General features: G+C 38.7%; 19 protein-coding genes. 10 read left to right on the top strand and 9 right to left on the bottom strand.

All coding sequences use genetic code 11. From position 1 onward, the window contains the following. The first annotated feature begins 54 nt into the window (after window positions 1-54). Window positions 55-1,338 carry a nitrate/nitrite transporter gene (locus SJY23_RS11700; RefSeq protein WP_396596480.1) on the top strand — a complete coding sequence of 428 codons (1,284 nt, stop codon included), beginning with the start codon at window positions 55-57 and terminating at the stop codon, window positions 1,336-1,338. Window positions 1,339-1,437: 99 nt separating this feature from the next. Here the strand turns inward: SJY23_RS11700 and SJY23_RS11695 are convergent, their stop codons facing one another. Beyond that, window positions 1,438-2,589, bottom strand: coding sequence for a serine hydrolase domain-containing protein (locus SJY23_RS11695; RefSeq protein WP_396596479.1), 1,152 nt, complete (start codon window positions 2,587-2,589; stop codon window positions 1,438-1,440). A gap of 63 nt (window positions 2,590-2,652) precedes the next feature. Then, window positions 2,653-3,453: a helix-turn-helix domain-containing protein gene (locus SJY23_RS11690; RefSeq protein ID WP_396596478.1), complete on the bottom strand. Its 801-nt coding sequence runs from the start codon at window positions 3,451-3,453 to the stop codon at window positions 2,653-2,655. 151 nt (window positions 3,454-3,604) lie between these two features. On the opposite strand from SJY23_RS11690, the gene SJY23_RS11685 reads away from it, so the two are divergent. The 5 genes from SJY23_RS11685 to SJY23_RS11665 all read left to right on the top strand — a co-directional run bounded on the left by SJY23_RS11685 (window position 3,605) and on the right by SJY23_RS11665 (window position 10,895). Then, window positions 3,605-4,561 carry a tRNA dihydrouridine synthase gene (locus SJY23_RS11685; protein WP_396596477.1) on the top strand — a complete coding sequence of 319 codons (957 nt, stop codon included), beginning with the start codon at window positions 3,605-3,607 and terminating at the stop codon, window positions 4,559-4,561. A 78-nt stretch (window positions 4,562-4,639) separates the two neighbouring features. Next, on the top strand, window positions 4,640-6,376 hold the full coding sequence (locus tag SJY23_RS11680; protein ID WP_396596476.1) for a glycosidase: 1,737 nt from the start codon (window positions 4,640-4,642) through the stop codon (window positions 6,374-6,376). Window positions 6,377-6,494: 118 nt separating this feature from the next. After that, window positions 6,495-8,045: a M20/M25/M40 family metallo-hydrolase gene (locus SJY23_RS11675; RefSeq protein WP_396596475.1), complete on the top strand. Its 1,551-nt coding sequence runs from the start codon at window positions 6,495-6,497 to the stop codon at window positions 8,043-8,045. Between the two features lie 108 nt (window positions 8,046-8,153). Further along, the gene (locus SJY23_RS11670) at window positions 8,154-8,627 is read left to right on the top strand and encodes a nuclear transport factor 2 family protein (RefSeq protein WP_396596474.1); all 474 of its coding nucleotides are present in this window, start codon (window positions 8,154-8,156) and stop codon (window positions 8,625-8,627) included. Between the two features lie 90 nt (window positions 8,628-8,717). Then, on the top strand, window positions 8,718-10,895 hold the full coding sequence (locus SJY23_RS11665; protein WP_396596473.1) for a B12-binding domain-containing radical SAM protein: 2,178 nt from the start codon (window positions 8,718-8,720) through the stop codon (window positions 10,893-10,895). A gap of 52 nt (window positions 10,896-10,947) precedes the next feature. Here the strand turns inward: SJY23_RS11665 and SJY23_RS11660 are convergent, their stop codons facing one another. The 3 genes from SJY23_RS11660 to SJY23_RS11650 all read right to left on the bottom strand — a co-directional run bounded on the left by SJY23_RS11660 (window position 10,948) and on the right by SJY23_RS11650 (window position 13,831). Then, entirely contained in the window at window positions 10,948-11,814 is an 867-nt protein-coding gene (locus tag SJY23_RS11660) for a hydroxymethylglutaryl-CoA lyase (protein ID WP_396596472.1), read from the bottom strand. A 96-nt stretch (window positions 11,815-11,910) separates the two neighbouring features. After that, complete coding sequence (locus SJY23_RS11655) at window positions 11,911-13,473, bottom strand: NAD(P)/FAD-dependent oxidoreductase (RefSeq protein WP_396596471.1); 1,563 nt, start codon at window positions 13,471-13,473, stop codon at window positions 11,911-11,913. 88 nt (window positions 13,474-13,561) lie between these two features. Then, window positions 13,562-13,831: a DUF4834 domain-containing protein gene (locus SJY23_RS11650; RefSeq protein ID WP_396596470.1), complete on the bottom strand. Its 270-nt coding sequence runs from the start codon at window positions 13,829-13,831 to the stop codon at window positions 13,562-13,564. A gap of 30 nt (window positions 13,832-13,861) precedes the next feature. On the opposite strand from SJY23_RS11650, the gene SJY23_RS11645 reads away from it, so the two are divergent. Genes SJY23_RS11645 through SJY23_RS11635 form a run of 3 tightly spaced genes read left to right on the top strand, consistent with a single transcriptional unit; the run spans window position 13,862 to window position 16,549 of the window. Further along, window positions 13,862-14,935, top strand: a complete 1,074-nt coding sequence (locus tag SJY23_RS11645) for a transporter (protein WP_396596469.1) — start codon at window positions 13,862-13,864, stop codon at window positions 14,933-14,935. Window positions 14,936-14,953: 18 nt separating this feature from the next. After that, a complete protein-coding gene (locus SJY23_RS11640; RefSeq protein ID WP_396598120.1) occupies window positions 14,954-16,093 on the top strand; it encodes a GTP cyclohydrolase in 1,140 nt (379 codons plus the stop codon). A 27-nt stretch (window positions 16,094-16,120) separates the two neighbouring features. Next, complete coding sequence (locus tag SJY23_RS11635; RefSeq protein ID WP_396596468.1) at window positions 16,121-16,549, top strand: hypothetical protein; 429 nt, start codon at window positions 16,121-16,123, stop codon at window positions 16,547-16,549. Window positions 16,550-16,575: 26 nt separating this feature from the next. Here the strand turns inward: SJY23_RS11635 and SJY23_RS11630 are convergent, their stop codons facing one another. The 4 genes from SJY23_RS11630 to SJY23_RS11615 all read right to left on the bottom strand — a co-directional run bounded on the left by SJY23_RS11630 (window position 16,576) and on the right by SJY23_RS11615 (window position 24,218). Further along, window positions 16,576-17,442: an N-acetylglucosamine kinase gene (locus SJY23_RS11630; protein WP_396596467.1), complete on the bottom strand. Its 867-nt coding sequence runs from the start codon at window positions 17,440-17,442 to the stop codon at window positions 16,576-16,578. A 112-nt stretch (window positions 17,443-17,554) separates the two neighbouring features. Continuing rightward, window positions 17,555-18,556 (bottom strand): type I glyceraldehyde-3-phosphate dehydrogenase, encoded by a 1,002-nt coding sequence (gene gap / locus SJY23_RS11625; RefSeq protein WP_035337213.1) that lies wholly within the window; start codon window positions 18,554-18,556, stop codon window positions 17,555-17,557. A 15-nt stretch (window positions 18,557-18,571) separates the two neighbouring features. Next, on the bottom strand, window positions 18,572-19,558 hold the full coding sequence (gene pfkA, locus SJY23_RS11620) for a 6-phosphofructokinase (RefSeq protein ID WP_035337216.1): 987 nt from the start codon (window positions 19,556-19,558) through the stop codon (window positions 18,572-18,574). Window positions 19,559-19,757: 199 nt separating this feature from the next. Continuing rightward, window positions 19,758-24,218, bottom strand: coding sequence for a translocation/assembly module TamB domain-containing protein (locus SJY23_RS11615; protein ID WP_396596466.1), 4,461 nt, complete (start codon window positions 24,216-24,218; stop codon window positions 19,758-19,760). Between the two features lie 21 nt (window positions 24,219-24,239). Here SJY23_RS11615 and tsaD point away from each other — a divergent pair, with 21 nt between their 5' ends. Continuing rightward, window positions 24,240-25,280 carry a tRNA (adenosine(37)-N6)-threonylcarbamoyltransferase complex transferase subunit TsaD gene (gene tsaD / locus SJY23_RS11610; RefSeq protein ID WP_396596465.1) on the top strand — a complete coding sequence of 347 codons (1,041 nt, stop codon included), beginning with the start codon at window positions 24,240-24,242 and terminating at the stop codon, window positions 25,278-25,280. Window positions 25,281-25,282 lie beyond the last annotated feature (2 nt).

Here is a 25,282-nt window from a genome sequence, read left to right as displayed (position 1 = left end):
TCCCACCCATCCCCACCAAAACCATATCTTTGAGTAAACACCACCACTCAACCTATGGACGCCAAACCGCCAAAACATTCCATCACCTACATCCTATTGCTCATACTAGCGGGAGAGGCGGTTTTTATATTGCCGTTTGTACTGGCTAGGGTTTTTAGGGCGACGGTGCTTGATGTATTTGAGATAAACAACACAGAGCTTGGTTTTTGCTTTTCTATTTATGGTCTGGTAGCGCTAGTGTCGTATCTTTTTGGCGGTCCGCTGGCAGATAGGTTTCCTCCTCGTAAGTTAATGGGTGTAGCGCTTGTGCTAACCGCCTTCGGCGGACTTGTATATGCTAATAATCCGTCGCTAGTCACTTTGCAAGTGCTGTATGGCTTTTGGGGTTTTACAACGATTTTCTTGTTTTGGGCAGCGATGATTAAAGCTACGCGTGTTTGGGGTGGTGAGAAAAGCCAAGGGAAAGCCTTCGGCTTTCTAGATGGCGGTCGCGGCCTTGTAGGTGCGTTATTTGGAGCGTTGGGTGTGCTTATTTTTTCGCTATTCGCTCCAGAAAATGGAAGCGAACTATCACCAGAACAGCAAGCGGAGGCGTTTACTTCTGTAATCTATTACTCCTCTGCCATTGTAGCGATTATTGGGGTTCTTGTGTTTTTCTTTCTTAAAAGTGATGTAGCAGCTGAGGAAATCAATCGAGAAAAAATAACCGTAAACACCATAAAACAAGTGATGCTACTACCCTCTGTAAGCTTGCTTATGGTCATTATACTTTGTGCATATGTAGGCTATAAAATCACAGATATCTTCTCGCTATATGCAAATGTAGTCATGGGATACAATGAGGTGGACGCTGCCAAAACGGGTACTTTCTTACTTTTTGTTCGTCCTGTAGTAGGCGTGGTAATTGGTTTTCTAGCAGATAGATCTAGAGCTTCTGTATACTTGATGGTAGGTTTTGTGCTGTCTGTTCTTGGTGCCATATTATTCGCTTCGGGAGTGCTTCATGAAGGAACTACCATCCTATTCTTTCTCTCTATCATTATCACAGCCGTAGGTATGTATGCTGCGCGGGTACTGTACTTTGCCGTGATGAAGGAAGGAAATATTCCGTTGTATCTCACAGGTACTGCGGTAGGCGTTATTTCATTTATAGGCTACACACCAGATATTTTTGCAGGACCTATGATTGGCTACTTTTTAGACGGAATGCCTGGTCGTTCGGGTCATGAGGCTGTGTTCTGGCTACTCGCTGCGTTTTCGGCAGTTGGCTTAGGTGCTTCGTTTTTGTTTTATCGATTTTCGCTACGTAATGATAAAGCCTCGTCTTTAAGGAAATAAGCTTTCGCGAAACTCTTCCTGAATTCATTTCGCGAAACTTGTCCCGAATTCACTTCGGGAAGCGTAAAAAAGCAGGGAACTTTTAGTATACATTATAACTTATGACTGCTTACCTAACCAAAGCATATAATTAATTACACGTTGCAAAGCTTCACTATCTGCATCGTTAGTATTATTAATTGCGATGCTACACTGATACTCCGGGAAATGAATAAAAAGTGTACCCCAAAAACCCGAATGAGTATAGGCTACGATATCATTTTTCTTTCCTTGTATACTCCTAAAACCTAGTCGCTGTATAGGTAGTTGCTTTCCCGCAGCATCATAATCCTTTTGTAAAAGCATTACGGCAAGACTATCTTCGTGCTCAAAAATTTGCCCGTCAAAAAGCGCTTGTAGAAACATCGCTAAATCTCTTGTGGTAGAAACCAGACCGCCACCACCATATAAATCTACAGAGGCATCCCACTCTGACGCATCAAGCGGTCCCACGTACCTTTTTACAGACGGTAATAATCCTTCTGGGCTAGGTTCTAAGGTTTCAAGCCAGGTGGCGTTCATCCCAATTTTATCCAACTTTAAAAGACTTCGTAAGCCTTCGGCTAGTCCTGTGTTAGTAGATTTTTCAATGATCTCCCCTAGTAATATATATCCCGTATCGCTATAATGCTGCTCTATTCCTGCTGCTGCATGTGGCTTGCCATAATCCATCGCAAACTGGATTTGTTCTGTTCTCGTCCATCGTCTTGAGGGTGTTTTTGAAGCTACCTCAATATATTCTGGACCACCTTCGGCATAATCATAAAGGCCACTAGAGTGAATTAAACATTGACGTATCGTAATTGCATCTGGATGATAACCGCCTTTTCTTAGTATCTCAATATGCTCTTGACTAATGTATTGTGTGATAGCATCGTCTAATGCTAGTTGGCCATTTTCGCGCAAGCGCATAATAGCAACCGCTACAAAGACTTTTGTAAGACTTGCAATCCTAAAAGGTTGTGCCGCATCAAGTTTTCTATCCTTTTCTAAACTATCAAAGCCCGCTGCACCTGTAAAGTCAATATCAAGCTTAGGCGAAATTACGGTGAGTGATAAACCCGTAGAGTGAGCCAACTTCTCTCCTGTCTCTTCATCTAAAATACGCTGAAGATTAATAGCTGGATTTGCATCATAATCAACAGCTTTTTGAGAAGTTCCGCAGCTTGTAAGTAAAGCACAAAGAGCAATATAAAAGTATCTGAATTTCATTGTTTTTATTTTTGGTAAAGATGACGCTTTCGCGAAAACGTCCATTGTAAAAATTCGTCACAATTACATAGGTCGCACTTTTATAAAGGCAGCGGTTTTTAACAATTGCCCTGGTGTGAGGTAGGTATAGCGCTTAATATCTTTAATAAAATGCGACTGATCATAATACCCATATTTGACTACATAATGCTGCCAGTCGCTATTACGAGTGATGTATAACTCTCGTAAAGCAAGTTTATAACGTTGCAACGACTGGAACCGCTTAGGAGTAAGCCCTGTGTCTTTTTTAAAATGACGCTCCATAGTGCTATATGAATATCCCGTAGCATCCATGATGGTTTTCATGTCAAAAGTGCTGCTTATTTCTTGTGCCATTTCTACTACAAAACCTTCTGCTTGTTTATTATACTGCTCGAGGAACCACTCATCTAACGCAGTAACGACTTGGGGAGCTTGAAGTGTGTCTAAGTAGCTAATGAAGTTGTTAATTGCAACGCCAAAAACATCATCTAGACACGCCACAGAGTCACGCATAATTGTTTGCGCATCTGCCCGTAAAAATGGACGTAAGGATGAGAGTCCACGTGATTTAAACTTCACAATTATACATCGCTTAAGAGCAGATAAATCAAGATAAACCTGATCGTGAATGAAGCTAAAAAGCCTACTCGCATCAGAATGATAAATTTTTCCCATGTAAGTCATCGTGTAATGCCCTTTTAATACAATAATCATATCTGGAGTAATGCCAGGATAGGCATACATAAACGGACTTCCGAGTGATAATATTCCTGCATCATTGAGTATCCAATAATGATCAATATGTTTTTGAATTTCTGGGATGGATGGTGCTAGAATCACCATCCGAAGCTAGTCATAATATGTGAAGATGACAAAAGGTTTGTTTTAGAAAGGTACGTTCTTGACAAACTCGTCCCACACGAACTTCGCAAACCGTAAAAAACATAAGACATACCATGCTTTTTAAATTTATCTTTGCTGCCAAATAGATTCAATGTCCTTTACTCTTCTTTCCTCGCCTTTACAAGGCTTTACAGACTTTAGATTCCGTAATGCGCAACAGCATTTTTTTGGTGGTATAGGCACTTACTACGCGCCATACATACGTCTCAATGGGAAAATGAAGATAAAAGGATCTTATCAACGCGACCTTGATCCTGCAGTAAACACGACACTTGAGGTAATCCCACAGGTGATGACGGCAAGTGCAGATGAGTTTATGTTTGTGATTAAATATATTGAGTCACTGGGCTACACAGAGCTCAACTGGAACTTAGGTTGCCCCTACCCGATGGTTACAAAAAGCGGAATGGGCTCTGGACTTATCTGTAACACAGAAAAAATAGACCATATTCTTGATCGTGCACATAGCGAGTCTAATGTGACCATCTCTATGAAAATGCGCTTAGGTTATGAGAGCCCAAATGAGATTTTAGAATCTTTTAAAGTACTCGATAAATATCCCCTTAAAAATGTGGCTATTCATGCTAGGCTTGGTAAACAGCTCTATAAAGGCGGTGTTGATCTGGAAGGATTTCAGAAATGTATAGACGTGGCAAAACATACCTTGTACTACAACGGTGATATTACAAGCGTTGAGCAGTTTAGAAAAATGCGCGAGCGCTTTCCTTCTATCAAGCATTTTATGATAGGTAGAGGTCTCATTGCAGATCCGTTTTTACCAAGTATGATTAAAGCAGATACGACAGAGTATCCTGCAAAGCGCTGGGAAACTTTTAGAGCTTTTCACGATACGATTTACGAGCAGTATGATGCGGCATTATCTGGCCCTACGCCTATCAAGATGAAAATGCTAGGATTCTGGGAGTTTTTCTCACAGTCTACTCACAATCCGCATAAGGTGTATAAGGCTATCAAAAAAGCAGGAAATCCTGTAAAATATAGGCAAGCCGTTGGCGAGATTATCGCTGCGCAGCGTAAAGCACAATAATTTTAGACGAAGCGGTTGATATAAGTGTTTTCTTCTATCAATTTCGCTATTTTTAGATTTCACAATTAATTCGTGTTTATGAAGTCTAAGATTCCCAATGGTGTAATGCTTAATGCTTATCCAGATAGCATAGGTAAAAAGCTACGCGATACTGTTACCTTATTGCAGCGTCCAGAACTTAAGGATGTCTTCTCCTTGTTTTATGTACTACCCACTTTTTTTAACAGTGATCTAGACCGCGGTTTCTCCATCATAGACTATAATATAAATTCAGATTTGGTTAGTCAAGAGGATCTTGATGCGCTTAAAAAGCTAGATGTCATGCTTAAGTTTGACATTGTGCTTAACCATCTTTCTGTAGGCTCACCACAGTTTAAAGACATGCTAGAAAACGGTGACAACTCTATTTATAAAGACTTTTTTATTGACTGGAATACCTTTTGGGAAGGTAATGCAGATGCCTACAACAATGGTGTCGCTGTTCCCAAAAAAGAGTACCTAGATAAGTTATTCATGCGTAAGCCTGGCTTACCAGTGCTCAAAGTAATGTTTCCAGATGGTACAGAACGCCCGTACTGGAACACTTTTTATCAGCAAATCACGTATCACGAAATTACCATTGAAGATTTAAAAACTTTAAGCGAACTATCAACCGAGGATAAAAAGGATACCGTAGCTCTTATAAATAATGCCATTGCTGGTGGGTATGATATTTCTGAAGTACGCTTTCGCGAAAGCGTAACACCTCACATTCCAGAGCTTGTTAAGATTATAGAGCAAGGACGGTCTTACCTAGGGCAAATGGATGTAAATGGAAATTCTGAAATGGTTTGGGATTTTTATGATGAAACACTAAAAAAGGTAGCCGATTTTGGGTGTAAAATCTTACGCCTAGATGCTTTTGCTTATTTGCATAAGGAAGTGGGACAAACCAACTTTTTCAATAAACCTGGGACGTGGACATATCTAGAGCGTATCAACCAGATTGCTCAAAAGTATGATCTTACTTTATTGCCAGAAATTCATTCTGAATATGGTTTAGGCCTACACGACGAAGTTGCTTCTGAAGGATATCAAATCTATGATTTCTTTTTCCCTGGACTTGTTATTCACACCATTGAAACTGGAAGCGCTAGCGCTCTTTTGTCATGGGCAAAAGAAGTGATTGCCAAAGGTTATAAAACCGTAAACATGCTAGGTTGTCACGACGGGATACCCGTACTCGACCTGAAAGGAATCACAGATGCACAAGGAAATAACCATCCAGGACTCCTAAAAGACACTGAAATTGAACATATCATTGAAACGATTTTAAGTCGTGGTGGACGTGTCAAGAATATCTATGATCCCGAAGGAAACAAAATCTCCTACTATCAAGTAAACGCCACGTTTTACAGCGCCTTGGGCGAAGATGACCGCAAGCTCTTGCTTGCTCGTGCATTACAAATATTTATGCCTGGAATCCCCCAGGTTTGGTACTTAGACCTTTTTGCAGGAAAGAATGATTATGAGGCGGCAGACGCTGCTGGAACCGGAGGTCATAAAGAAATTAACCGCACTACATTAACACAAGAAGATATTGAGCGCGGTCTAGAAAAACCTGTGGTCTCAAAACAACTAGAATTACTGCGTTTACGCAACACCGCTGCTGCTTTTTCTGGAACAATGACCATAGAAATTGAAGATGTTAGTCAGCTGGAAATTAGTTGGAAAAAGCATGAGGATACAGCCACCTTAAAGGCAAATCTCACTGACTACTCTTTTACGATTACTCATGTTTCTAATGGTGTAGAAACAGTCATTGCTAATAACTAGTTGATTACAAAACTCCGAATAATTTTAATTAACAAGCATGTAAGCACTTTATTGTGAGTCATCTTGCTCTTAATTTAAAATGCATTCGTAACTTCTACCATCTTAAAAACCAATCCAAATGAAATTAAAATACAGCACACTAGCGCTAGGTCTTCTTTTAAGCACCTCGCTATTTGCCCAAAAGGACAACCCAACCGTTCAAGCGCTTATTAAAGAAGCCACCACAAACTCACAGCTAGAAACGCTAGCACACGAGATTACAGACGTATTAGGACCTAGACTTGTAGGAACGCCACAAATGCAAGCTGCCAATGACTGGGCAGTAGCTCAATACAAATCTTGGGGAATTGACGCGAGAAATGAGCAGTACGGAGAATGGCGCGGCTGGGAACGTGGTATCTCACACATAGATATGCTAGAACCACGTGTACAAAGTCTACGCGGTACACAACTCGCATGGAATCCTAGCACATCAAAAGAAGGAGTTACTGCAGAGGTAATTACCTTACCTACGGTAAAAGATGCTAAGGATTTTACAAAGTGGCTCAAGAACGTAAAAGGAAAAATTGTACTCCTGTCCAAACCACAAATCACGGGACGACCAGATTATAACTGGGAGGAGTTTGCAACCGAAAAGTCTTTTGCCAAAATGAAAAGACAACGCGACTCACTTTCTAACCTATGGAATGATAACATACAACGCACAGGATTTACAAGTAGAGGTCTACCAGAAGCACTAGAAAATGCTGGTGCTGTTGGGATTGTTACTTCAAACTGGTCTAGAGGTTTTGGTGTGAATAAAATCTTTAGCGCCCGCACGAAGAAAATCCCAACCGTAGATTTAGAGCTTGAAGATTATGGGATGCTATACCGACTTGCTGAGTCTGGTCACACACCTAAAATCAATATTACAGCCATTTCAAAAGAGCTTGGAGTTGTACCTACTTTTAACACTATTGCAGAAATAAAAGGAACCGAAAAACCAGAGGAGTATGTGATACTCTCAGCACATTTTGATTCTTGGGATGGTGGTACAGGAGCAACAGACAACGGTACAGGAACGCTAGTTATGATGGAAGCTATGCGTATTTTAAAGAAAATTTACCCTAACCCAAAGCGCACTATTCTTGTAGGTCACTGGGGAAGTGAAGAGCAAGGTCTTAACGGATCAAGAGCATTTGTAGAAGATCATCCAGAGATTGTAGCAAAGGTGCAGGCATCTTTTAATCAAGATAATGGTACTGGACGCGTAGTACGCCTTAATGGTGGCGGATTCTTAAGAAGCTATGATTATCTTAGTAGATGGCTTAGTGCAGTGCCAAATGAAATTACAAATGAAATTGAGACTACGTTTCCAGGTGCTCCCGCACGCGGAGGATCTGATTATGCCTCCTTTCAAGCAGCTGGTGCGCCAGGTTTTAGCTTAAGTAGCCTTAATTGGTCATATTGGAACTACACGTGGCACACTAACCGTGACACCTATGATAAAATAGTTTTTGACGATATACGTAACAACGTAATTCTTACAGCCATATTAACCTATATGGCTAGTGAAGACCCAGAGTTTACTTCTCGTGAGCGAGCGGTATTGCCTATAGACCGTCGTTCTGGAGAGCCTAGAGAATGGCCTACTCCTAGATCTCCTACCCGTAAAGGAGGAATGGATTAATTAAAATAATGGGTACGCTTTCGCGAAAGTGTACCCATCTTTTTTATACAAATATGCTACTACTTCAATAATTGCCATACCATCTAGTTGAAGCTAAAAATGAACCTCATGAACCACAATACTCTAACTAAAACATTTTACAAAGCGTTTACTAACGGAGATGCTGCAGGAATGACTGATTGCTATCATGATGACATTATTTTTTCTGATCCAGCGTTTGGAACCTTACATGGCAAAGAAGCAAAAGCCATGTGGCACATGCTTATCGAGCGTGGAAAAGGAGCCAATAAAGTGAGCTATAGTAACATTGAAACCACAGCCACCACTGGAAGCGCACAGTGGACAGCCCACTATCCGTACGGACCAAAAAAACGTCCCGTAGTAAATCATGTGACTGCAAACTTTACATTTATGGATGGTAAAATCATAGAACATCACGACACTTTTGATATGTATAGCTGGACCAAACAAGCACTTGGGTTGCCAGGAGTTTTATTAGGATGGTCAGGATTTATGCGCAACTCGATTCAAAAAAAGACCAACGGAATGCTCAAAAAATACATGGAAAGAAATCCGCAATAAGTCGGCTTCCTTTTAAAGTGTCCCACTGCCTATATCAATAGTGTGGAGTAATTCAAGTATCTTTATGCCCCGTTAGAAAAAGCATTCTTTTTGAAAGATATTTTACTCATCACTCCGCCATTTACGCAACTCAACACCCCTTATCCTGCTACGGCATACATTAAAGGGTTTTTAAATACTAAAGACATTTCATCATTCCAGATGGATCTTGGTATAGAGGTGATTTTGCAATTATTTTCGGCAAAGGAATTTACAAGGCTTTTTGAGATTGCTCACGAGCATGACACGATTGTTTCAGATAATTGCAGGCGTATCTATGCAATGCGAGATACCTATGTTAAGCTACTTGATGACGTAATGTCCTTCTTACAAGGAAAAAATCAAACCCTTGCAAGACAAATATGCACCGGCAACTTCTTACCACGTGCTTCTCGATTTGATCAGCTAGATGATATGGAGTGGGCTTTTGGTGAGATGGGAATGCAAGACAAAGCAAAGCATCTTGCTACTCTCTTTCTAGAAGATCTCTCAGATTTCATTGTGGAGTGTATTGATCCTAATTTTGGATTCAGTCGCTATGCAGAACGTTTGGGGCAGAGTGCAAACTCTTTTAATGAGTTATACACCTCGCTACAAGATGACCTCACTATTGTAGATGAGATTACTATTGATATTTTAGAAGCACGCTTTCGCGAAAGCGTACCAAAACTAGTGTTACTCTCCGTTCCATTCCCTGGAAATTTATACAGTGCTTTTAGATGTGGGCAGTGGATTAAAGAACACTACCCAACAGTCAAAGTAGCTATGGGAGGTGGTTTTCCTAACACAGAACTACGAGAATTAACAGACACGAGAGTCTTTGAATTTGTAGATTATATTACGCTAGATGATGGAGAACTCCCAGTAGAACTTCTTGTGGAAGATGTTGTGCAAAACGTTGAAAAACCTACCTATAAGCGCACATTCATTCTTGAAAATGGTGAGGTTACTTATAAAAATAATACGCTCCGTCAAGACTATAAACAGGCGTACTTAGGAACTCCAGATTATTCAGATTTATTGCTTGATCAGTATGTCTCTGTGATTGAGATTGCAAACCCTATGCATAGTTTGTGGAGTGATGGTCGCTGGAATAAGCTTACCATGGCGCATGGTTGCTATTGGGGAAAATGTACCTTTTGTGATATTTCGCTCGACTATATAAAAATTTACGAGCCCATCGCTGCGAGTATTCTCGTAGATCGTATGGAAATACTGATTGAGCAAACAGGAGAAACTGGTTTCCACTTTGTAGATGAAGCTGCACCACCAGCATTGATGAAAGCGCTTGCGCTAGAAATCATTAAACGTAAACTAGTCGTTACTTGGTGGACAAACATCAGGTTTGAAAAGAACTTTACTAAAGATTTATGTAGACTTCTCAAAGCCTCTGGTTGTATTGCCGTTTCTGGCGGACTAGAAGTCGCTTCAAATAGGCTATTGAAGCTTATTGATAAAGGAGTGACTGTTGCACAAGTTGCTCAAGTTACACTCAATTTTACCGAAGCAGATATTATGGTGCACTCCTACTTGATGTATGGATATCCTACTCAAACGGAGCAAGAAACGATAGATAGTCTTGAGATGGTACGCCAGCTTTTTGAGCTGGGCATTATACAATCTGGCTTCTGGCATCAATTTGCCCTTACCACGCACAGCCCTGTAGGCAAAGACCCTGAGAGCTACGGAGTAACTCCACATTATAACGAGATCACCTTTGCAAACAATGATGTAGACTTTAGTGATAAAACAGGTATTGACCATAGCAAATTCAGCTACGGTCTCAAGAAATCTCTCTTCAACTACATGCACGGTATTGGATTTGATGAGGGCTTGCAAGAATGGTTTGACTTTGAGGTTCCTCGCACAACGATTCATCCACATGTGATAGAAGATAGTCTTCAAGACGAATTACAATTTAATACAAAATCTACCTCTAGAATTTTGTGGCTGGGCTTTGCTCCTATACACAAGACATTTAAGAAGAAAAAGCGCGAACTAACAGAGCTTACATTTCAAGATCAAACGGGAACTACACAAATTACCGTAGATTCTCAGGATGCACTTTGGCTAATTGACATGCTAGAAATGGCGAGTCCACATCAAGATAAATTACCGACTTACGCCGCTCTCAAAACTTCGTATGAGGAAACGCAAGAAAATTTTGAGTTATTCTGGTATTCTAAGGCGATGCTCAGTTTGCGAGAAGCAGGACTACTGGTTATTTAAGATAATGAGTTGTTGAGGTACGCTTTCGCGAAAGCGTAACAAAAAAATACTCCTAGTGATATTTCTGAAAGATTTTTAAAGCTTCGTTGTAGCTACTTTCAAAACTCATTGCATTCACATTGTCATCTGCCTTAACGGAGGCAAAATAAGAAACGAGTTTCTCTGTAGGCATGTTACCTGTAAGATCGTCTGCCGCCATTGGGCAACCACCAAAACCTTGAATCGCACCGTCAAATCTACGGCAACCCGCTTTATAAGCTGCATCTACTTTCTCGTGCCAAGTGCTAGGCGTTGTGTGTAAATGAGCTCCAAATTCAACTTTTGGATAGCGCTTTATAAGATTAGAGAATAGATAATCTATCGTCTCTGCATCTGAGGTACCTACCGTATCTGATAAGGAAAGTATTTTTACTCCCATACCGCTGAGCTTCTCTGCCCACTCCCCTACAATATCCACATTCCATGGATCACCGTATGGATTACCAAATCCCATAGAGATATAAACGACTAGCTCTTTATCCTTTGAATCAGCGAGTTCTATAATATCCTTGAGTAAATCTACAGATTGAGCGATAGTTTTATGCGTGTTACGCATTTGAAAATTCTCTGAGATAGAAAATGGATAACCAAGATAATCTACCATTTCATGCTGTACGGCATCTTGTGCTCCGCGCAAGTTTGCCACAATAGAAAGTAATTTACTATCGGTTTTTGATAAATCAAGACTGTGCAAAACCTCTGCAGAATCCTTCATTTGAGGAATCGCCTTTGGCGACACAAAACTACCTACGTCTATGGTGTCAAAACCACAGCGTAATAACGATTGTATATATTGAACCTTAGACTCTGTAGGAATCCAGTCTTTTATACCTTGCATCGCGTCACGAGGACACTCAATAATTTTTACATTCTCATTCACTACGTAAAAATAGCAGTTTCAATTGTGGTATCACAACCAGAAGTAACAATTAAGTGATGATTTTATAATTTACTTGTCAACAAGATTTTGAGTAGCTTACAGTTGTGCTTCTTGTTTTGCGACAATTTTATCTACACAGTTTATACCGTCAATTGCCGCCGAGATAATCCCTCCAGCATATCCAGCACCTTCACCACAAGGATATAATCCCTTAATCTCTACGTGTTCAAGAGTTTCCCAATCTCGTGGAATAGAAACAGGAGATGAAGTACGGCTTTCTGGAGCGTGTATAACCGCATCATTAGTGAGATAACCTTTCATTTTTCTACCAAAACTTAAGAACGCTTTCTTCAATCGTTTGGCTATTAAATCTGGAAGCACTTTATTAAGATCTACTGCTACAATTCCTGGCTGGTATGAGGTTTTAGGAAAGTTTTTTGACACACGACCGTCAATAAAATCTCGCATACGTTGTGCAGGAGCAGCTTGAGTTTTACCTGCCGCTTCCCAACATGCACGCTCTACCGACTTTTGAAAGTCTAAACATACAAAGGGGTCTCCTTCTTTGTAATTAGGCAAATCTTCTGGAGTTACACTAACCACAATTCCGGAGTTGGCATACGGATTATCACGCTTAGAAGGACTCCATCCGTTTGTTACAATCTCTTCTTGATCTGTCGCACATGGAGCTATAATCCCTCCAGGACACATACAGAAAGAGTAAACTCCTAACCCATCAACCTGTTGAACTAGGCTATAAGAAGCTGGTGGTAAATATGGATTATCACCATCTGAGTGATACTGTATATCGTCTATAAGCTCCTGCTGGTGTTCAATACGCACACCTATTGCAAACGGCTTTGCCTCTATCTTAATGTTACGTTTATGAAGTAAGTAAAATATATCACGAGCAGAATGCCCAGTGGCAAGAATTACGTTATCGAAATTGAGCCAATCGGTATCATTTACCTGTATTGCTTTAATGGCACTATCTTCAATTTTGAGGTCTGTAAGTTTCGTATCAAATCTCACCTCTCCTCCATACTGGATGATGGCTTCACGCATCGCAGTAATGATTTTAGGCAATTTATTAGTACCAATATGTGGGTGTGCATCAACTAAGATATCTTCTACCGCGCCAAAGTGTACAAACCACTCAAGGGCTTTAAGTACGTTACCTCGCTTTTTTGAACGCGTGTATAACTTCCCGTCAGAATATGTTCCTGCTCCTCCTTCTCCAAAACAATAGTTGGAGTCTGGATTTACAATATGTTCTTTATTAATCGCAGCTAGATCGCGTCTTCTTGCGCGCACGTCTTTTCCTCTTTCAAAAACAATAGGTTTAAGTCCGCCTTCTACAGCGCGTAATGCGGCATATAATCCCGCAGGACCAGCACCTATAATCGCTATTTCTTTTGCGTTTGAAACATCTTGGGGTACAAAAGGAGGAATCTGTGGACGCTCTTCTCCATGTTTCCAGAATTCTATTTGTAGTGAGACTTTAACTGGAGATTTGCGAGCATCTATAGATCGCTTGCGTATATCCCATTCTCTTACATCATCTGCTCTAAGTCGCGCTTTTTTAAAGGCAACTTCTGCGATGTAATCATCATCTTCTGCTTGGTGTGGGAGTACGTTTATTTGAACAAGTGTAGACATAGCGCGAAGATAAGTCCTTACAATCTTGAAACCGAACTAGAATTTAAAAATTGGAACGTAATTTATTGGAAAGGTAAAAATAAAAGAACTAGTCTATTTCTTCATAGTCTACATATTCTCCTACCACTTTTGACGCCTTTTTAGGCACATCTTTAGTTTGAGCTGTAGGTCTCTGTGCCTGTTGTGCTTGTTGCTGGAAACCTTTAAAAGCATTTTCCATTTTCTGTCCTGCTTTTTTAGTAATATATTTTACCAGATAAGGCCAAAGTAATTTACCTAAGAATCGCAACCCAAAATAAACCATCAATATGATGGCTAAGGTTTTTAGGAAACTAGGAATTTCTGCAACTAAGAGCATAAATATAGCTTTTAAACAAAATTAGTAATTATGAATCGCAACAATAGCCCGTATAAGCTTAAAAAAAAGATAAAATCTCCTATATTTGATATACTAACCTACAAACTTATGCATACGTTGCGTTTTTTCACCTCAGTCTTTATATACTTTGCAGTTGTTACTTCAGCAATAGCTCAATATACAGAGACAATCAATTCAAACAGACCTGGAGAATCTCAAGGTGCTTTTAGCGTAGGTACTCGTGTTCTACAAGTAGAGACAGGCTTTGATATAGGTAACGATACCCACTCCTTGTTGGAAACGGATACAGATATTATAGGCTATAATCTTAATTTAAGATATGGCTTGTTTTTTGAAAATCTAGAATTAAATGGACTTATGCGTTATCAACGTAACGAAGTTTCCTTTAACTCTGGCTCTGCACCATTAGACCCTATTTCTGGATTAGAAACTGTACAAATAGGAGCAAAATACCTGGTATATGATCCTTATAAATATGCTCAAGACGAGGTAAATCTATACAGTTATCATGCTAATAATCGTTTTAAGTGGAAGACACTAATTCCAGCTGTAAGTGTTTATGCCGCCGGTGTTTTTGATTTTACAAATAGTCAGTTTAATACAGTAAGAGAAGACGGTATTAGCCCAAATATTGCTTTAGTACTACAGCACAACTGGGGACGCTGGGTATGGGTAAATAACATAATCTTAGACAGAGTAGGCACAAACTTTCCTACCAACTCATGGATTACTACGCTCACACACTCGTTTAATGAGAAATTTGCAGGTTTTGCAGAGTATCAGCTTATAGATGGTGATTTATATTCCGACTATATTGTAAGAGGTGGTGCGGCATATTTAATTACAAAAAATCTTCAGGTAGACCTAGGTGGTCTTGTAAACTTCAAGGATACTCCATCTAGATGGAACGTATCTGCAGGGGTTTCATACCGACTAGACTTACACGAAAAAGACGAAATCATAAAGGATAAAAATGCGGCAGATGACAAGAACAGTTCATCTAAGAGACAAGCAAAACGCATAAATAAAAAGAAACGTAAAGATGCTGTAGATCCAGATGGTCAAAGCAACGATACAAACTAACTCCCCTAAATGCAATCAATGATTACCCTTAAGGAAATGACAACCCCTAGAGAACTTAAACAATTTGTTAAGTTCCCATTTTCCCTTTATAAAAATGAACCAAAATGGGTACCTCCTATCGTGGCCGATGAGCTAGATAGTATGGATCCCGCAAAAAATCCAGTTTTTAAAAATGCTACGGCTCGTTATTTTCTTGCTTTCGCGAAAGCGGAAAATGGAAAAGAGAAAGTAGTGGGAAGAATATGCGCAATCATTAATGCCATTGAAATAAAAGAACAAGGAAAACCTAAAATGCGTTTTGGTTGGTTTGACGCCATTGACGATATAGAAGTTACAAAGGCACTTCTTGCTAAGGTTACAGAAATAGGAAAAGAAAATAACCTCGAGTTTATTGAGGGACCTGTAGGGTTTTCAAACATGGAAAAAGCAGGATTACTTGTAGAAGGTTATGAGTATATGAATACCATGATTACTTGGTACAATTACCCATATTATAAAGATCACTTTGAACAATTAGGATTTGAGAAAGCTGCCGAGTGGGTAGAGTTTAAAATACAGATTGACCCACCAGAAAAACAAAACCCAAAAGTTAAGAAGTTTGCAGATATTATTGCTAAACGCTATGAGCTTAGTCCGCTAGAATTTAAAACCTCTGCAGATGTAAAACCTTATGTAAATGAAATGTTTGGCTTGCTTAACAAAACCTATGACAAGCTAAGTACGTTTGTACCCATACAGCAGTACCAGATTGATCATTACAAGGAAAAATACATCAAGTACATACATCCAGATTTTATTAAATGTGTGCAAGATAAAGATGGGAAGTTAGTGGCATTTGCGATTACAATGCCATCCTTTAATGAAGCCCTAAAAAAAGCTAATGGTAGCTTGTTCCCTTTTGGGTTTTATCACTTGCTTAAAGCGAAAAAGCGAAATGATACTGCTGCGTTCTATCTCATAGGTATTGATCCAGAATACCAAAACAAAGGAGTTACTGCGGTAATCTTCCAAAAAATGCAAGAGCTTTTTAACAAGAGAGGTATCACTCAAGTTGAGACAAACCCTGAGCTAGAAGAAAACAAAGCCATCCAGCAACTGTGGAAAAACTATGAGCACAAACTACACAAACGCAGAAGAACTTATAGAAAAGATTTTTAATAGAACTAAAACATTCTGGATAGTATTATGATAGATTTGCTAAGCCTTGTAGGTCTTGCAGTAGATGCGGCTCTGGTTGTACTTATTCTAATCGTACAACTCATAATATACCCTAGCTTCTTATTTTATGATCGTGATAATCTTGTAAGCTGGCATAACAACTATACAGGTAAGATTGCTGTAATAGTAGGACCGCTTATGGTTGTACAACTTTTACTAGCCGTTTATACTGTATTTACTGGTGGTTTATATATGATAGGGACTATTTATCTAGTCTTTGTATTATCTACCTGGGTTAGCACTGCACTTATATTTGTACCGTTACATAAAAAAGTGACCCAAAATACTCACACAGATGGAGATCTTAGGTCACTTGTTTCAAAAAACTGGATACGTGTTGTTTTATGGGTTATAATTCTCAGTATAACCCTATTAAAACTTAATCTACTCCAGTAGTATTCTTTTTATAATTAATAGTGTTGCTACTTGGCAAGTATGTGTTCTTTATGATGCGCAACAAGGCCATCTATAGGTCGTTTAAGAATCTTACCAGCAGTAAGTCCAAAACTACCTAATACTTCCTTAAGCTCGGCTTGTAAATAAAAGCCTATAGAACCTACAAAATGAATAGGTATTTCTTTTGCGTCTGGAAACTGGAGAACAATTTGATGTTCTACAAATACAGAAAGTCCCTCCTTGATGACGCTCTGGCAGTACTCCTCATCTTTATTTTCAATAATGAAACGTGCAAAGGTTGCTAGATATGTATTAGGGTTAGGATTTTTATAAAGGTGATTCTTTATGTTTTCCGAACTCAAGTCATATTCTGACTCAAATTTTTGGGCTAGCGCAGTCGGTATTTTCCCGAACTTATAATCACGTATGAGTTGACGTCCAAAGTAATTACCACTAGCATCATCCATTACTACATAACCTAGAGAAACTACTTTCTGAATGATGTCTGTACCATCAAAGTAACTACAGTTTGACCCTGTACCTAATATAGAGACAATACTTCTCTCTCCCTCTGTGGCTGTAGCATATAATGCTGCATACGTATCTTCTTTAAGAACAATATCAGTAGCTTGAGTAAATATCTCATCAAAAACACTTCTCATTAAAACACGAGGGCGCTCTGTACCACAACCAGCACCATAGAAGTAAAGTGCTTTTACATCTTTTCTATGTTTATAAAGCTCAAAGTTGTTTACAATACGTTCTCTTAAAATTTCTCGAGATAAAACTTGAGGATTTAATCCTAAAGTTTGTGTTTGAAAAAGACTTTTACCATCATCAGTTAGCGCAATCCAATCTGTTTTTGTCGAACCGCTATCTACTACTAAAATCATATAATACGTGTATGAAGAAAAATAATATAAAAACGCTTTTACAGCAATATACACCTACCTCCTATTTAAGAGCAGCTAAGTATATATTACTACAAAAGCGCGTTAATGCATCTTAAAGTGTATTTACTTTTTCTGCAAGGTCAACTAGTTTATTAGAATATCCAAACTCGTTATCATACCAAGACACAAGCTTAAAGAAAGTTGGGTTTAACTCTATTGCACTATCTGCATCAAATACAGAAGTACGTGTCTCGCTTACAAAATCTTGAGATACTACAGCATCTTCAGTATAACCTACCACACCTTTCATAGAACCTTCGGCAGCATCTTTAAATGCTTTTTTGATAGCTTCTACAGAAGTTGCTTTTGAAGTCTTCACGGTTAAGTCTACTACAGAAACATCTGCCGTAGGTACACGGAAAGCCATCCCTGTAAGTTTTCCATCTACTGCAGGTAATACTTTCCCTACTGCTTTTGCAGCTCCTGTAGATGTAGGTATAATGTTATTTAAAGCACTACGGCCTAAGCGGTAGTTCTTGCGGCTAGGTGCGTCTACTACAAACTGTGTAGAAGTACCTGCGTGTATTGTAGTCATAAGCGCTTCTTCAAGTCCAAAGTTATCTTCTATAACTTTTGCCATAGGTGCTAGACAGTTTGTAGTACAAGAAGCGTTAGACACAACAGTGTGCTCTGCAGTAAGATCTGCGTCATTTACTCCCATTACAAACATAGGTGCATCTTTAGAAGGCGCAGATATTACGACTTTCTTTGCTCCTCCTTCTATATGGTAATTTGCCGTTTCTAGAGTTGTAAAGATACCTGTACACTCTGCCACAACGTCTGCTCCAGCTTCATCCCACTTAAGATTTTTAGGATCACGCTCTGCAGTAACACGTATAGTTTTACCGTCTACAACAAGGTGTCCATCTTTTACCTCTACAGTTCCATCAAAGCGTCCGTGTACAGAGTCATATTTAAGAAGGTACGCTAGGTGATCTACATCCAGTAGATCGTTTATTGCTACTACATCTACATTATCACGCTTTACTGTCGCTCTAAATACGATACGTCCAATACGTCCAAAACCGTTTATTCCTAATTTTAAATTTGCCATTGTTCTTCTCTATTATTATGTGGTCATTATCTCAGACACACGGATTAATTCTTTATTTATTTTACTCTCACCTTTAATTGCTTGTTCTAGCGGTGTGAGTGTCATTTTATCATGTATGGTACCTACCATAAAATTGCTTTTACCTTCTATAAGGCTTTCTACAGCTTTTACTCCCATACGGCTAGCTAGCACACGGTCATAGCATGTAGGCGATCCTCCTCGCTGCATATGCCCTAGTACAGAAACTCGTACATCATAGCCTTCCATATTCTCATCTACGTAGTCTTTAAGTTCAAAAACAGACTTTCCTATTTTATCACCTTCGGCTACGACAACGATACTTGATGATTTTCCAGATATTTTAGAACGTTGTAGAGATTCTACTAGTCGTTCTATACCCATATCTTCTTCTGGTATTAAGATCTCTTCAGCACCAGCACCTACTCCAGCATTAAGAGCAATGTGACCTACATCACGGCCCATCACTTCTACAAAAAAGAGTCTGTCATGTGAGTGTGCAGTATCACGTATTTTATCTATCGCATCTACAGCAGTATTAAGTGCTGTATCATAACCTAATGTGCGATCTGTACCAGAAATATCATTATCTATAGTACCAGGAATTCCTATCACTGGAAAATTAAACTCTTCACTAAAATGAAGCGCTCCAGTAAATGTACCGTCACCACCTATAACTACGAGTGCATCTACACCAGCTTTTACCATTTCATTATGTGCAATCTGCCTACCATCTTTTGTTCTAAAGCGTTGACATCTTGCAGATTTTAAAAAGGTTCCTCCTTTATTGATAATCCCTCGAACGCTTCTAGCATCAAGAGGAATAAAGTCACCTTCAATCATTCCGTCATACCCTCTGTAAATACCTACACAATCTATATTATGGTAGGCGCAAGTACGCACTACAGAACGCACAGCCGCATTCATCCCAGGAGCATCTCCCCCCGAGGTCATCACTGCGATTTTGTTTATTTTTTTTGTCATATAAGAGCCAATAAAAATTAAATTTAGGAAACTTACCCTAGAAATATCAAGGAATTAGAGGGTATTTTGCGACATTGTCAATTTCAAACGTTTTCGTTTGAAAAGTTTTTTCAGATTCTGAGAATTTGGAAGAAAAAATGAAGAAAATAGAAGGAGAATATGAAAAATACGCTTTCGCGAAAGCGTAAAAAAAGTCTAATTAGCGATTAAACTGTACTCCGTCTGGAGCAATTTTTTTAGGCACGTCCTTTTCACCTTTAGCCTGCTCAACAGCTTCTTTGATTTTGCCTTTAAAGATTTTTCGAAGAAGTTCTTTGAAGGTATTAAAATCTACCGCATACGATAATCCCACTCCTTGTGTGTATCCTTCTGTCTCACCTATAAATTGAATATCTGTCTGGCGGTTGAAAACTTTGGCGCGAAGTGTACCATCTTCGTTTAAGAGAAAGTCAATTTCTACATCTCCTACAATCACACTCTCACTCACACCGCCCGTAGGAACTCCTACTTTACCATTTATGAGGACACGGTTTGTAATCTGTGTAGACAATGTCACTCCCACTCTACCAGCAGACTGGACATCCAGTGTAGGATCACGATCTGCTTGTACAAGATCTATACCTACGTCAAAAATACTGTCGTCATCATTAAAAAGTATCCCTGATAAAATAGATGACGTAGTCTCGAGTAAGTTATTTACCGCAGCAGAAGCCGTATTAATATCTGCCGAACTTAAAAAAGCTCCTTGAGATACTAGAGATATCGCATTAAGTTCCTTGGCATTTCTATCTTGTAATAAAAACTCTAACTCTGATACCACAGTACTACCAGCTCCAGGAAAATCTATATCAAAGGTAATATCTGGCTTGAGGAGCTCTCCATCTAAATTGATGACCACATTAACAGGAATCTTTCTATTTACTGTAGATGTTTGCAGTAACGTTCCTGGATTTGCTTGCGTTCTGTAAATTGCGCTTACATCTAAGAGTGCTTTTGCTGGATCACCATCCCAACGTATGTTTGCATCTTGCTGCAAAACAAAGTCTTTTGTAATAAAACCACCGTACCTAAAATTAAAGACTCCTTCGGTAGCAATAAAATCCCCGTTCATTATAAACTTGCCGTTAGTATCGAGTTGTATTAAGAGTGTTCCTACTCCTCTACCTCTCAAAGTACTGCCGTTTGCTTTATCAACCACAACCTCTACTTCTGCATCTGGATCTATATCAAGATCAAAGTTTACAGAAAGTCCCTTTACAGCCTCTGTAATAACTTGTACGCCATTAATGCGCGCTTCTTTTTCTTCTGGACTTAAGAACTTAATGTAGGAGTTGTCACCTAGAGCCTCAGAGTCATCTATTGGTATTTTAAAAGTAGTTCCTCTCGCAGTCTCTCCAAAAACATCAATAACCAAGTTATCTGTAGGTCCTTTTATAAAGGCCTCTCCTTCTAGAAATGCCGTACCATAATATAAAGATTCTATATCTTCTTCTGTATCCAATACTGCAATTCTATTTGCCGAAATTCCAAGATCAAGTTTCCAGTCACTAAAGGATTTGTGACTTATAGAACCATTAAGTGCTCCTAAGGTATTATACTTGACATCTTCAAGTTGTATTGCTTCAAAAATGAATTGTTGCTTATTTAGTTTGACATTTGAAATGCCTTTGAAATCGTAATTTACATTTAAATAAGGAATGGCGATTCCCGCATTTTCGAGTGTAAGATTCCCATTGATGTCAGGATTTCTATAATCTCCTATTACTTTAGCTTCTCCACTTGCCAGTCCTCTTATCTGATCTATGACTCCCTTACCCATAGGGTTATATGGACTAAGATCTAATTCTTTAAGACCTACATCCATATCGATATAAGGAACCTTGCCAGATGCGTCTATACTACCATCTGCTGTTAAGGAACGGAGACCGTCACGCTCTAACTTAGACTTTATATTATACTTTGATAAGGTTGCATTACCTGTAACATTTAAATCTAGCTGTCCAAGGTTGGTACCATTTACCGAAAAATCATTAATAGCGAGAGAAGTATTAGGGAAATAAGCACCATTCTTTTGTAGAATATCTAGTTTACCATTGATACGCCCTCCTAAATCAAGACTATCAAGATCTGGCGTTACCTTAGCTAGGTCTACATTTTTAAAATTTGCTTTGATATCCTTGAAGGTACTATCTCTAAGCTGTCCTTTAAGATCAATGCGTTCATCTTTATGGCTCAATGCCAAGGTATTAATATCAATATCTTTGAAGTTATTATCAAAAACTACGCTGTTCTTTCTATCATTTTGCTCGTTGATATACCAAGGGTTATCCTTAAAAATAATCTTTGATTTTTTAAATCCTAAAACTGAGTTTCCTTCTGCATTAATGGTGTGATATAAAGAAAGATCAAACGAGTCATCATTACGTTTACCACCCGTAAATTCTGACCTCATAAATAGAGTATCTTTTAATGTTACATTGATGAGATTAAAATCTGACACAGCATAGAAACCTGCATTTACACTATCTGCAGCTACGTACGTATTAAATAAAGGGTTCTTGTTATCTACACGAACCTCGATATCTTCTGCCATGTAGCCAAAGGCGTCAATCTTAGGTGACTTGAAAGTAAGTTTAAATTCAGAATCATTTGCTACCACGCTCCCCCTTATGATAGTCTCTGGCTCAAAATCTAATTCAGGAACAAATATGGCAACTATCTTATTAAAGATAGTAAACTCAAAATCCATAAACTGGTCTTCGGTTAGTACCTCGGGCTGATAGTTTGTATATAAACTCCCTATGGCATTTTTAAATAAAGGAACTACTTCATTAAATTTAAATACACCACGCACCTCGCCACTTATAATCTCAGTAGAGTTGATATCAATTGTACGCACTTTCTTAGCGTCAAATTTTGATGTAATTTCAAAATCTTTAAAGCTATAGGTATTATTCTTGTTTTGATAACTAGCGTCTGCAAAAGATATTCTTCCATATACATCTTCTACATTAGTTCCCTTCATATCAATAATTACATTACCCTTAAGGATAGAAATGCTATCATTGATAAAGTTGAGCATTTTAAGATCTGCATAATCAATTTGAGCCTCTAGATCATAACTATTAAACTCTTTTGAGATATCTATTAACCCATTAAGTTTTGCTTTTGCACTAGGATCATCAAGCAACAATTCTCCATCAAAAACTGGCGCTTTAAGATTTCCAAAGACTGTGATGTTTTTATATAAATAGTTATTGTAACCTATGCTTTTAATACTTCCCGAGAGCTTTGTATTAATGTTTTCTTGTATAAACCCTTTTCCCTCAACATCCATATCAAAGGTGGTCTCCCCAAGCCTATTATCGTCTAGCAGTTTACCTAGGTTAAAGTTGTCAAATTTTACATTACCCTCATAGCCCGCATTATCTGCATCTCTCAATCCTTTAAGTAATAGATCAAGAGAGACATCTCCCAGATTTGTTGTGATATTACCATCTGTAACCACTGTAGATAGTGTAACCGTATTTGCACCACGAAAAGAAACTTGGCCTAATTTTGACATTTCTGGCGGTAAGGAAGAAAGCACGTCTGGCAGTAACCTTTTTAAGTCAAAATAATTTGTCTCGAGATTATTGTATGTTCCGGAAATTCTAAAGTCATCACCGCTTACTACTCCGTCAAAATAAACATCACCTTCTATCACAGAATTTCCTAATCCTGTTACTTTAAGATTTGGCACTCTAAAGTCGTTAAGATGTCCAGTTACATTCCCAGATATATCTAAATCAATGTCTGGAGCAATCTCTCTATAAAATGGACGTATATCATTAGTAGATATTTTAGCTTTCGCGAAAGCGGCCTCAACCTCCACTAAAGTATTAAAATCATCCAGCGCTCCATCTGAAGTATCTAACTTGATATCACCTTCGATACTAGAAAAATCTGTTGTAAGTGAAAAATCTTTGAGCGTTATTAAATCTGGATCATAATGAAAAGTTCCATCTAGGGACCTTATCTGGTAGCCTCTAATGGCGTCAAATGATAGTGACTCAATATGAGCATCCACAGAACTGCTATTGAGATAAAAGTCTTCCCAATTAGTTGAAAGATCTTGATAATCGAGTACTAAAGAGTTTTCTAAGTCTCCGTTTACGTACATGAATCGTCCTTCAGAAATTGACACATTATCTGAAGACATAATGAAAGCCTTTCCTGATTTTGGACCATTTGTAGCAAACTGGCGTGAGAATAACGTTAAGTTATCTGTGGCTTCACCTTTATATTTTGTGAGGTAAAAATTTACACCCTCAAGTGTAATATCCCCTAGCTCCATATTATTATCAAGTGCCTTCTGAACGCTATAGAGACTTGTAGCAAGCTCTCTTACGTAGATCATGGTATCTTGCTTATGATCTTTAATCAAGGTACCTTTTGCAAGAACATCTCCGTTCCATTTGAGACCTACACGATCTACTTGTATACTGGTTCCGTAAGTATTATTTATACGCTCTGTAACGCTCTTGGCAATTCGAGTTTGAACGCTAGGAAGAGAAAACAATAATAGAATGAGCCCAAAAAGCAAGAATAACACTAGAAGTGTGCGAAGTGCTATTTTTTTAAATTTCTTGATAGGGCTTATTGTTTTAACTTTGTACACTTACTGCAACTTACGTGCCTTATGAATAATAAAATTTCTTCTACTTATATTCTCGCAATAGAATCATCTTGTGATGACACTGCTGCGGCTGTTTTACACAACGACAAGGTACTCTCAAATGTTGTTGCAAACCAAGACATTCATCAAGAATATGGAGGGGTAGTTCCAGAGCTTGCTTCACGTGCACATCAACAAAATATTGTTCCCGTTGTAACCGCTGCTTTACGCAAGGCAAATATCGATAAAAATCAGCTAAGCGCTATAGCTTTTACAAGTGGTCCGGGCTTATTAGGATCTTTACTCGTAGGCACCTCTTTTGCTAAGTCTTTTGCTATGGGCTTAGATATCCCGCTTATTGATGTAAATCATATGCAGGCACACATTTTAGCCCATTTTATAGATGAAGATGGATATAATAAACCTACATTCCCATTTCTAGGAGTTACAATCTCTGGAGGTCACACACAGATTGTTCGTGTAGATGACTACTTTACCATGGAGATTATAGGGCAAACTATAGATGACGCCGTAGGCGAAGCTTTTGATAAAAGCGCAAAAATCTTAGGCTTACCTTATCCTGGGGGACCATTAATTGACAAATATGCACAAGACGGAGACCCAAAAGCCTTTCCATTTACAAAACCCAAAGTAGGCGGCCTGGATTTTAGTTTTAGTGGTCTTAAAACTCAAATCATGTACTTTGTGCAAAAACAGCAACTAGCAGATCCAAGCTTTATTGATAATCGTCGCGATGATGTTTGTGCATCTATTCAACATACCATTGTCAATATTTTAATGGATAAAATCAAAAAAGCTGTAAAAGAAACTGGCATTACTCAAATTGCCATAGGTGGTGGTGTTTCAGCAAATAGTGGTATACGCAGTGCGTTAAAAGCATCTGAGTCTAAATATGGGTGGAATACTTATTTACCAAAATTTCAATACACCACAGATAATGCAGCTATGATAGGAATTGTAGGTTATTTAAAATACAATGAGCTATCTGAGAAAAACACGTATCAAGATCTTGGTGTTAGTGCTCAATCACGATTAAAAATATAAGA

Origin of the sequence: Dokdonia sp. R86516 (assembly GCF_044596715.1) — a bacterium.
Taxonomy (GTDB): domain Bacteria; phylum Bacteroidota; class Bacteroidia; order Flavobacteriales; family Flavobacteriaceae; genus Dokdonia.
Note: the sequence above shows the minus strand (reverse complement) of the source record. Positions and strands in the feature narration are given on the sequence as shown.

Excerpts from the sequence above, each read along its gene's own strand:
- SJY23_RS11700 (WP_396596480.1), top strand. The coding sequence starts at position 55 with ATGGACGCCAAACCGCCAAAACATTCCATCACCTACATCCTATTGCTC.
- SJY23_RS11695 (WP_396596479.1), bottom strand. The coding sequence starts at position 2,589 with ATGAAATTCAGATACTTTTATATTGCTCTTTGTGCTTTACTTACAAGC.
- SJY23_RS11690 (WP_396596478.1), bottom strand. The coding sequence starts at position 3,453 with ATGGTGATTCTAGCACCATCCATCCCAGAAATTCAAAAACATATTGAT.
- SJY23_RS11685 (WP_396596477.1), top strand. The coding sequence starts at position 3,605 with ATGTCCTTTACTCTTCTTTCCTCGCCTTTACAAGGCTTTACAGACTTT.
- SJY23_RS11680 (WP_396596476.1), top strand. The coding sequence starts at position 4,640 with ATGAAGTCTAAGATTCCCAATGGTGTAATGCTTAATGCTTATCCAGAT.
- SJY23_RS11675 (WP_396596475.1), top strand. The coding sequence starts at position 6,495 with ATGAAATTAAAATACAGCACACTAGCGCTAGGTCTTCTTTTAAGCACC.
- SJY23_RS11670 (WP_396596474.1), top strand. The coding sequence starts at position 8,154 with ATGAACCACAATACTCTAACTAAAACATTTTACAAAGCGTTTACTAAC.
- SJY23_RS11655 (WP_396596471.1), bottom strand. The coding sequence starts at position 13,473 with ATGTCTACACTTGTTCAAATAAACGTACTCCCACACCAAGCAGAAGAT.
- SJY23_RS11650 (WP_396596470.1), bottom strand. The coding sequence starts at position 13,831 with ATGCTCTTAGTTGCAGAAATTCCTAGTTTCCTAAAAACCTTAGCCATC.
- SJY23_RS11645 (WP_396596469.1), top strand. The coding sequence starts at position 13,862 with ATGAATCGCAACAATAGCCCGTATAAGCTTAAAAAAAAGATAAAATCT.
- SJY23_RS11640 (WP_396598120.1), top strand. The coding sequence starts at position 14,954 with ATGATTACCCTTAAGGAAATGACAACCCCTAGAGAACTTAAACAATTT.
- SJY23_RS11635 (WP_396596468.1), top strand. The coding sequence starts at position 16,121 with ATGATAGATTTGCTAAGCCTTGTAGGTCTTGCAGTAGATGCGGCTCTG.
- SJY23_RS11630 (WP_396596467.1), bottom strand. The coding sequence starts at position 17,442 with ATGATTTTAGTAGTAGATAGCGGTTCGACAAAAACAGATTGGATTGCG.
- gap (WP_035337213.1), bottom strand. The coding sequence starts at position 18,556 with ATGGCAAATTTAAAATTAGGAATAAACGGTTTTGGACGTATTGGACGT.
- pfkA (WP_035337216.1), bottom strand. The coding sequence starts at position 19,558 with ATGACAAAAAAAATAAACAAAATCGCAGTGATGACCTCGGGGGGAGAT.
- tsaD (WP_396596465.1), top strand. The coding sequence starts at position 24,240 with ATGAATAATAAAATTTCTTCTACTTATATTCTCGCAATAGAATCATCT.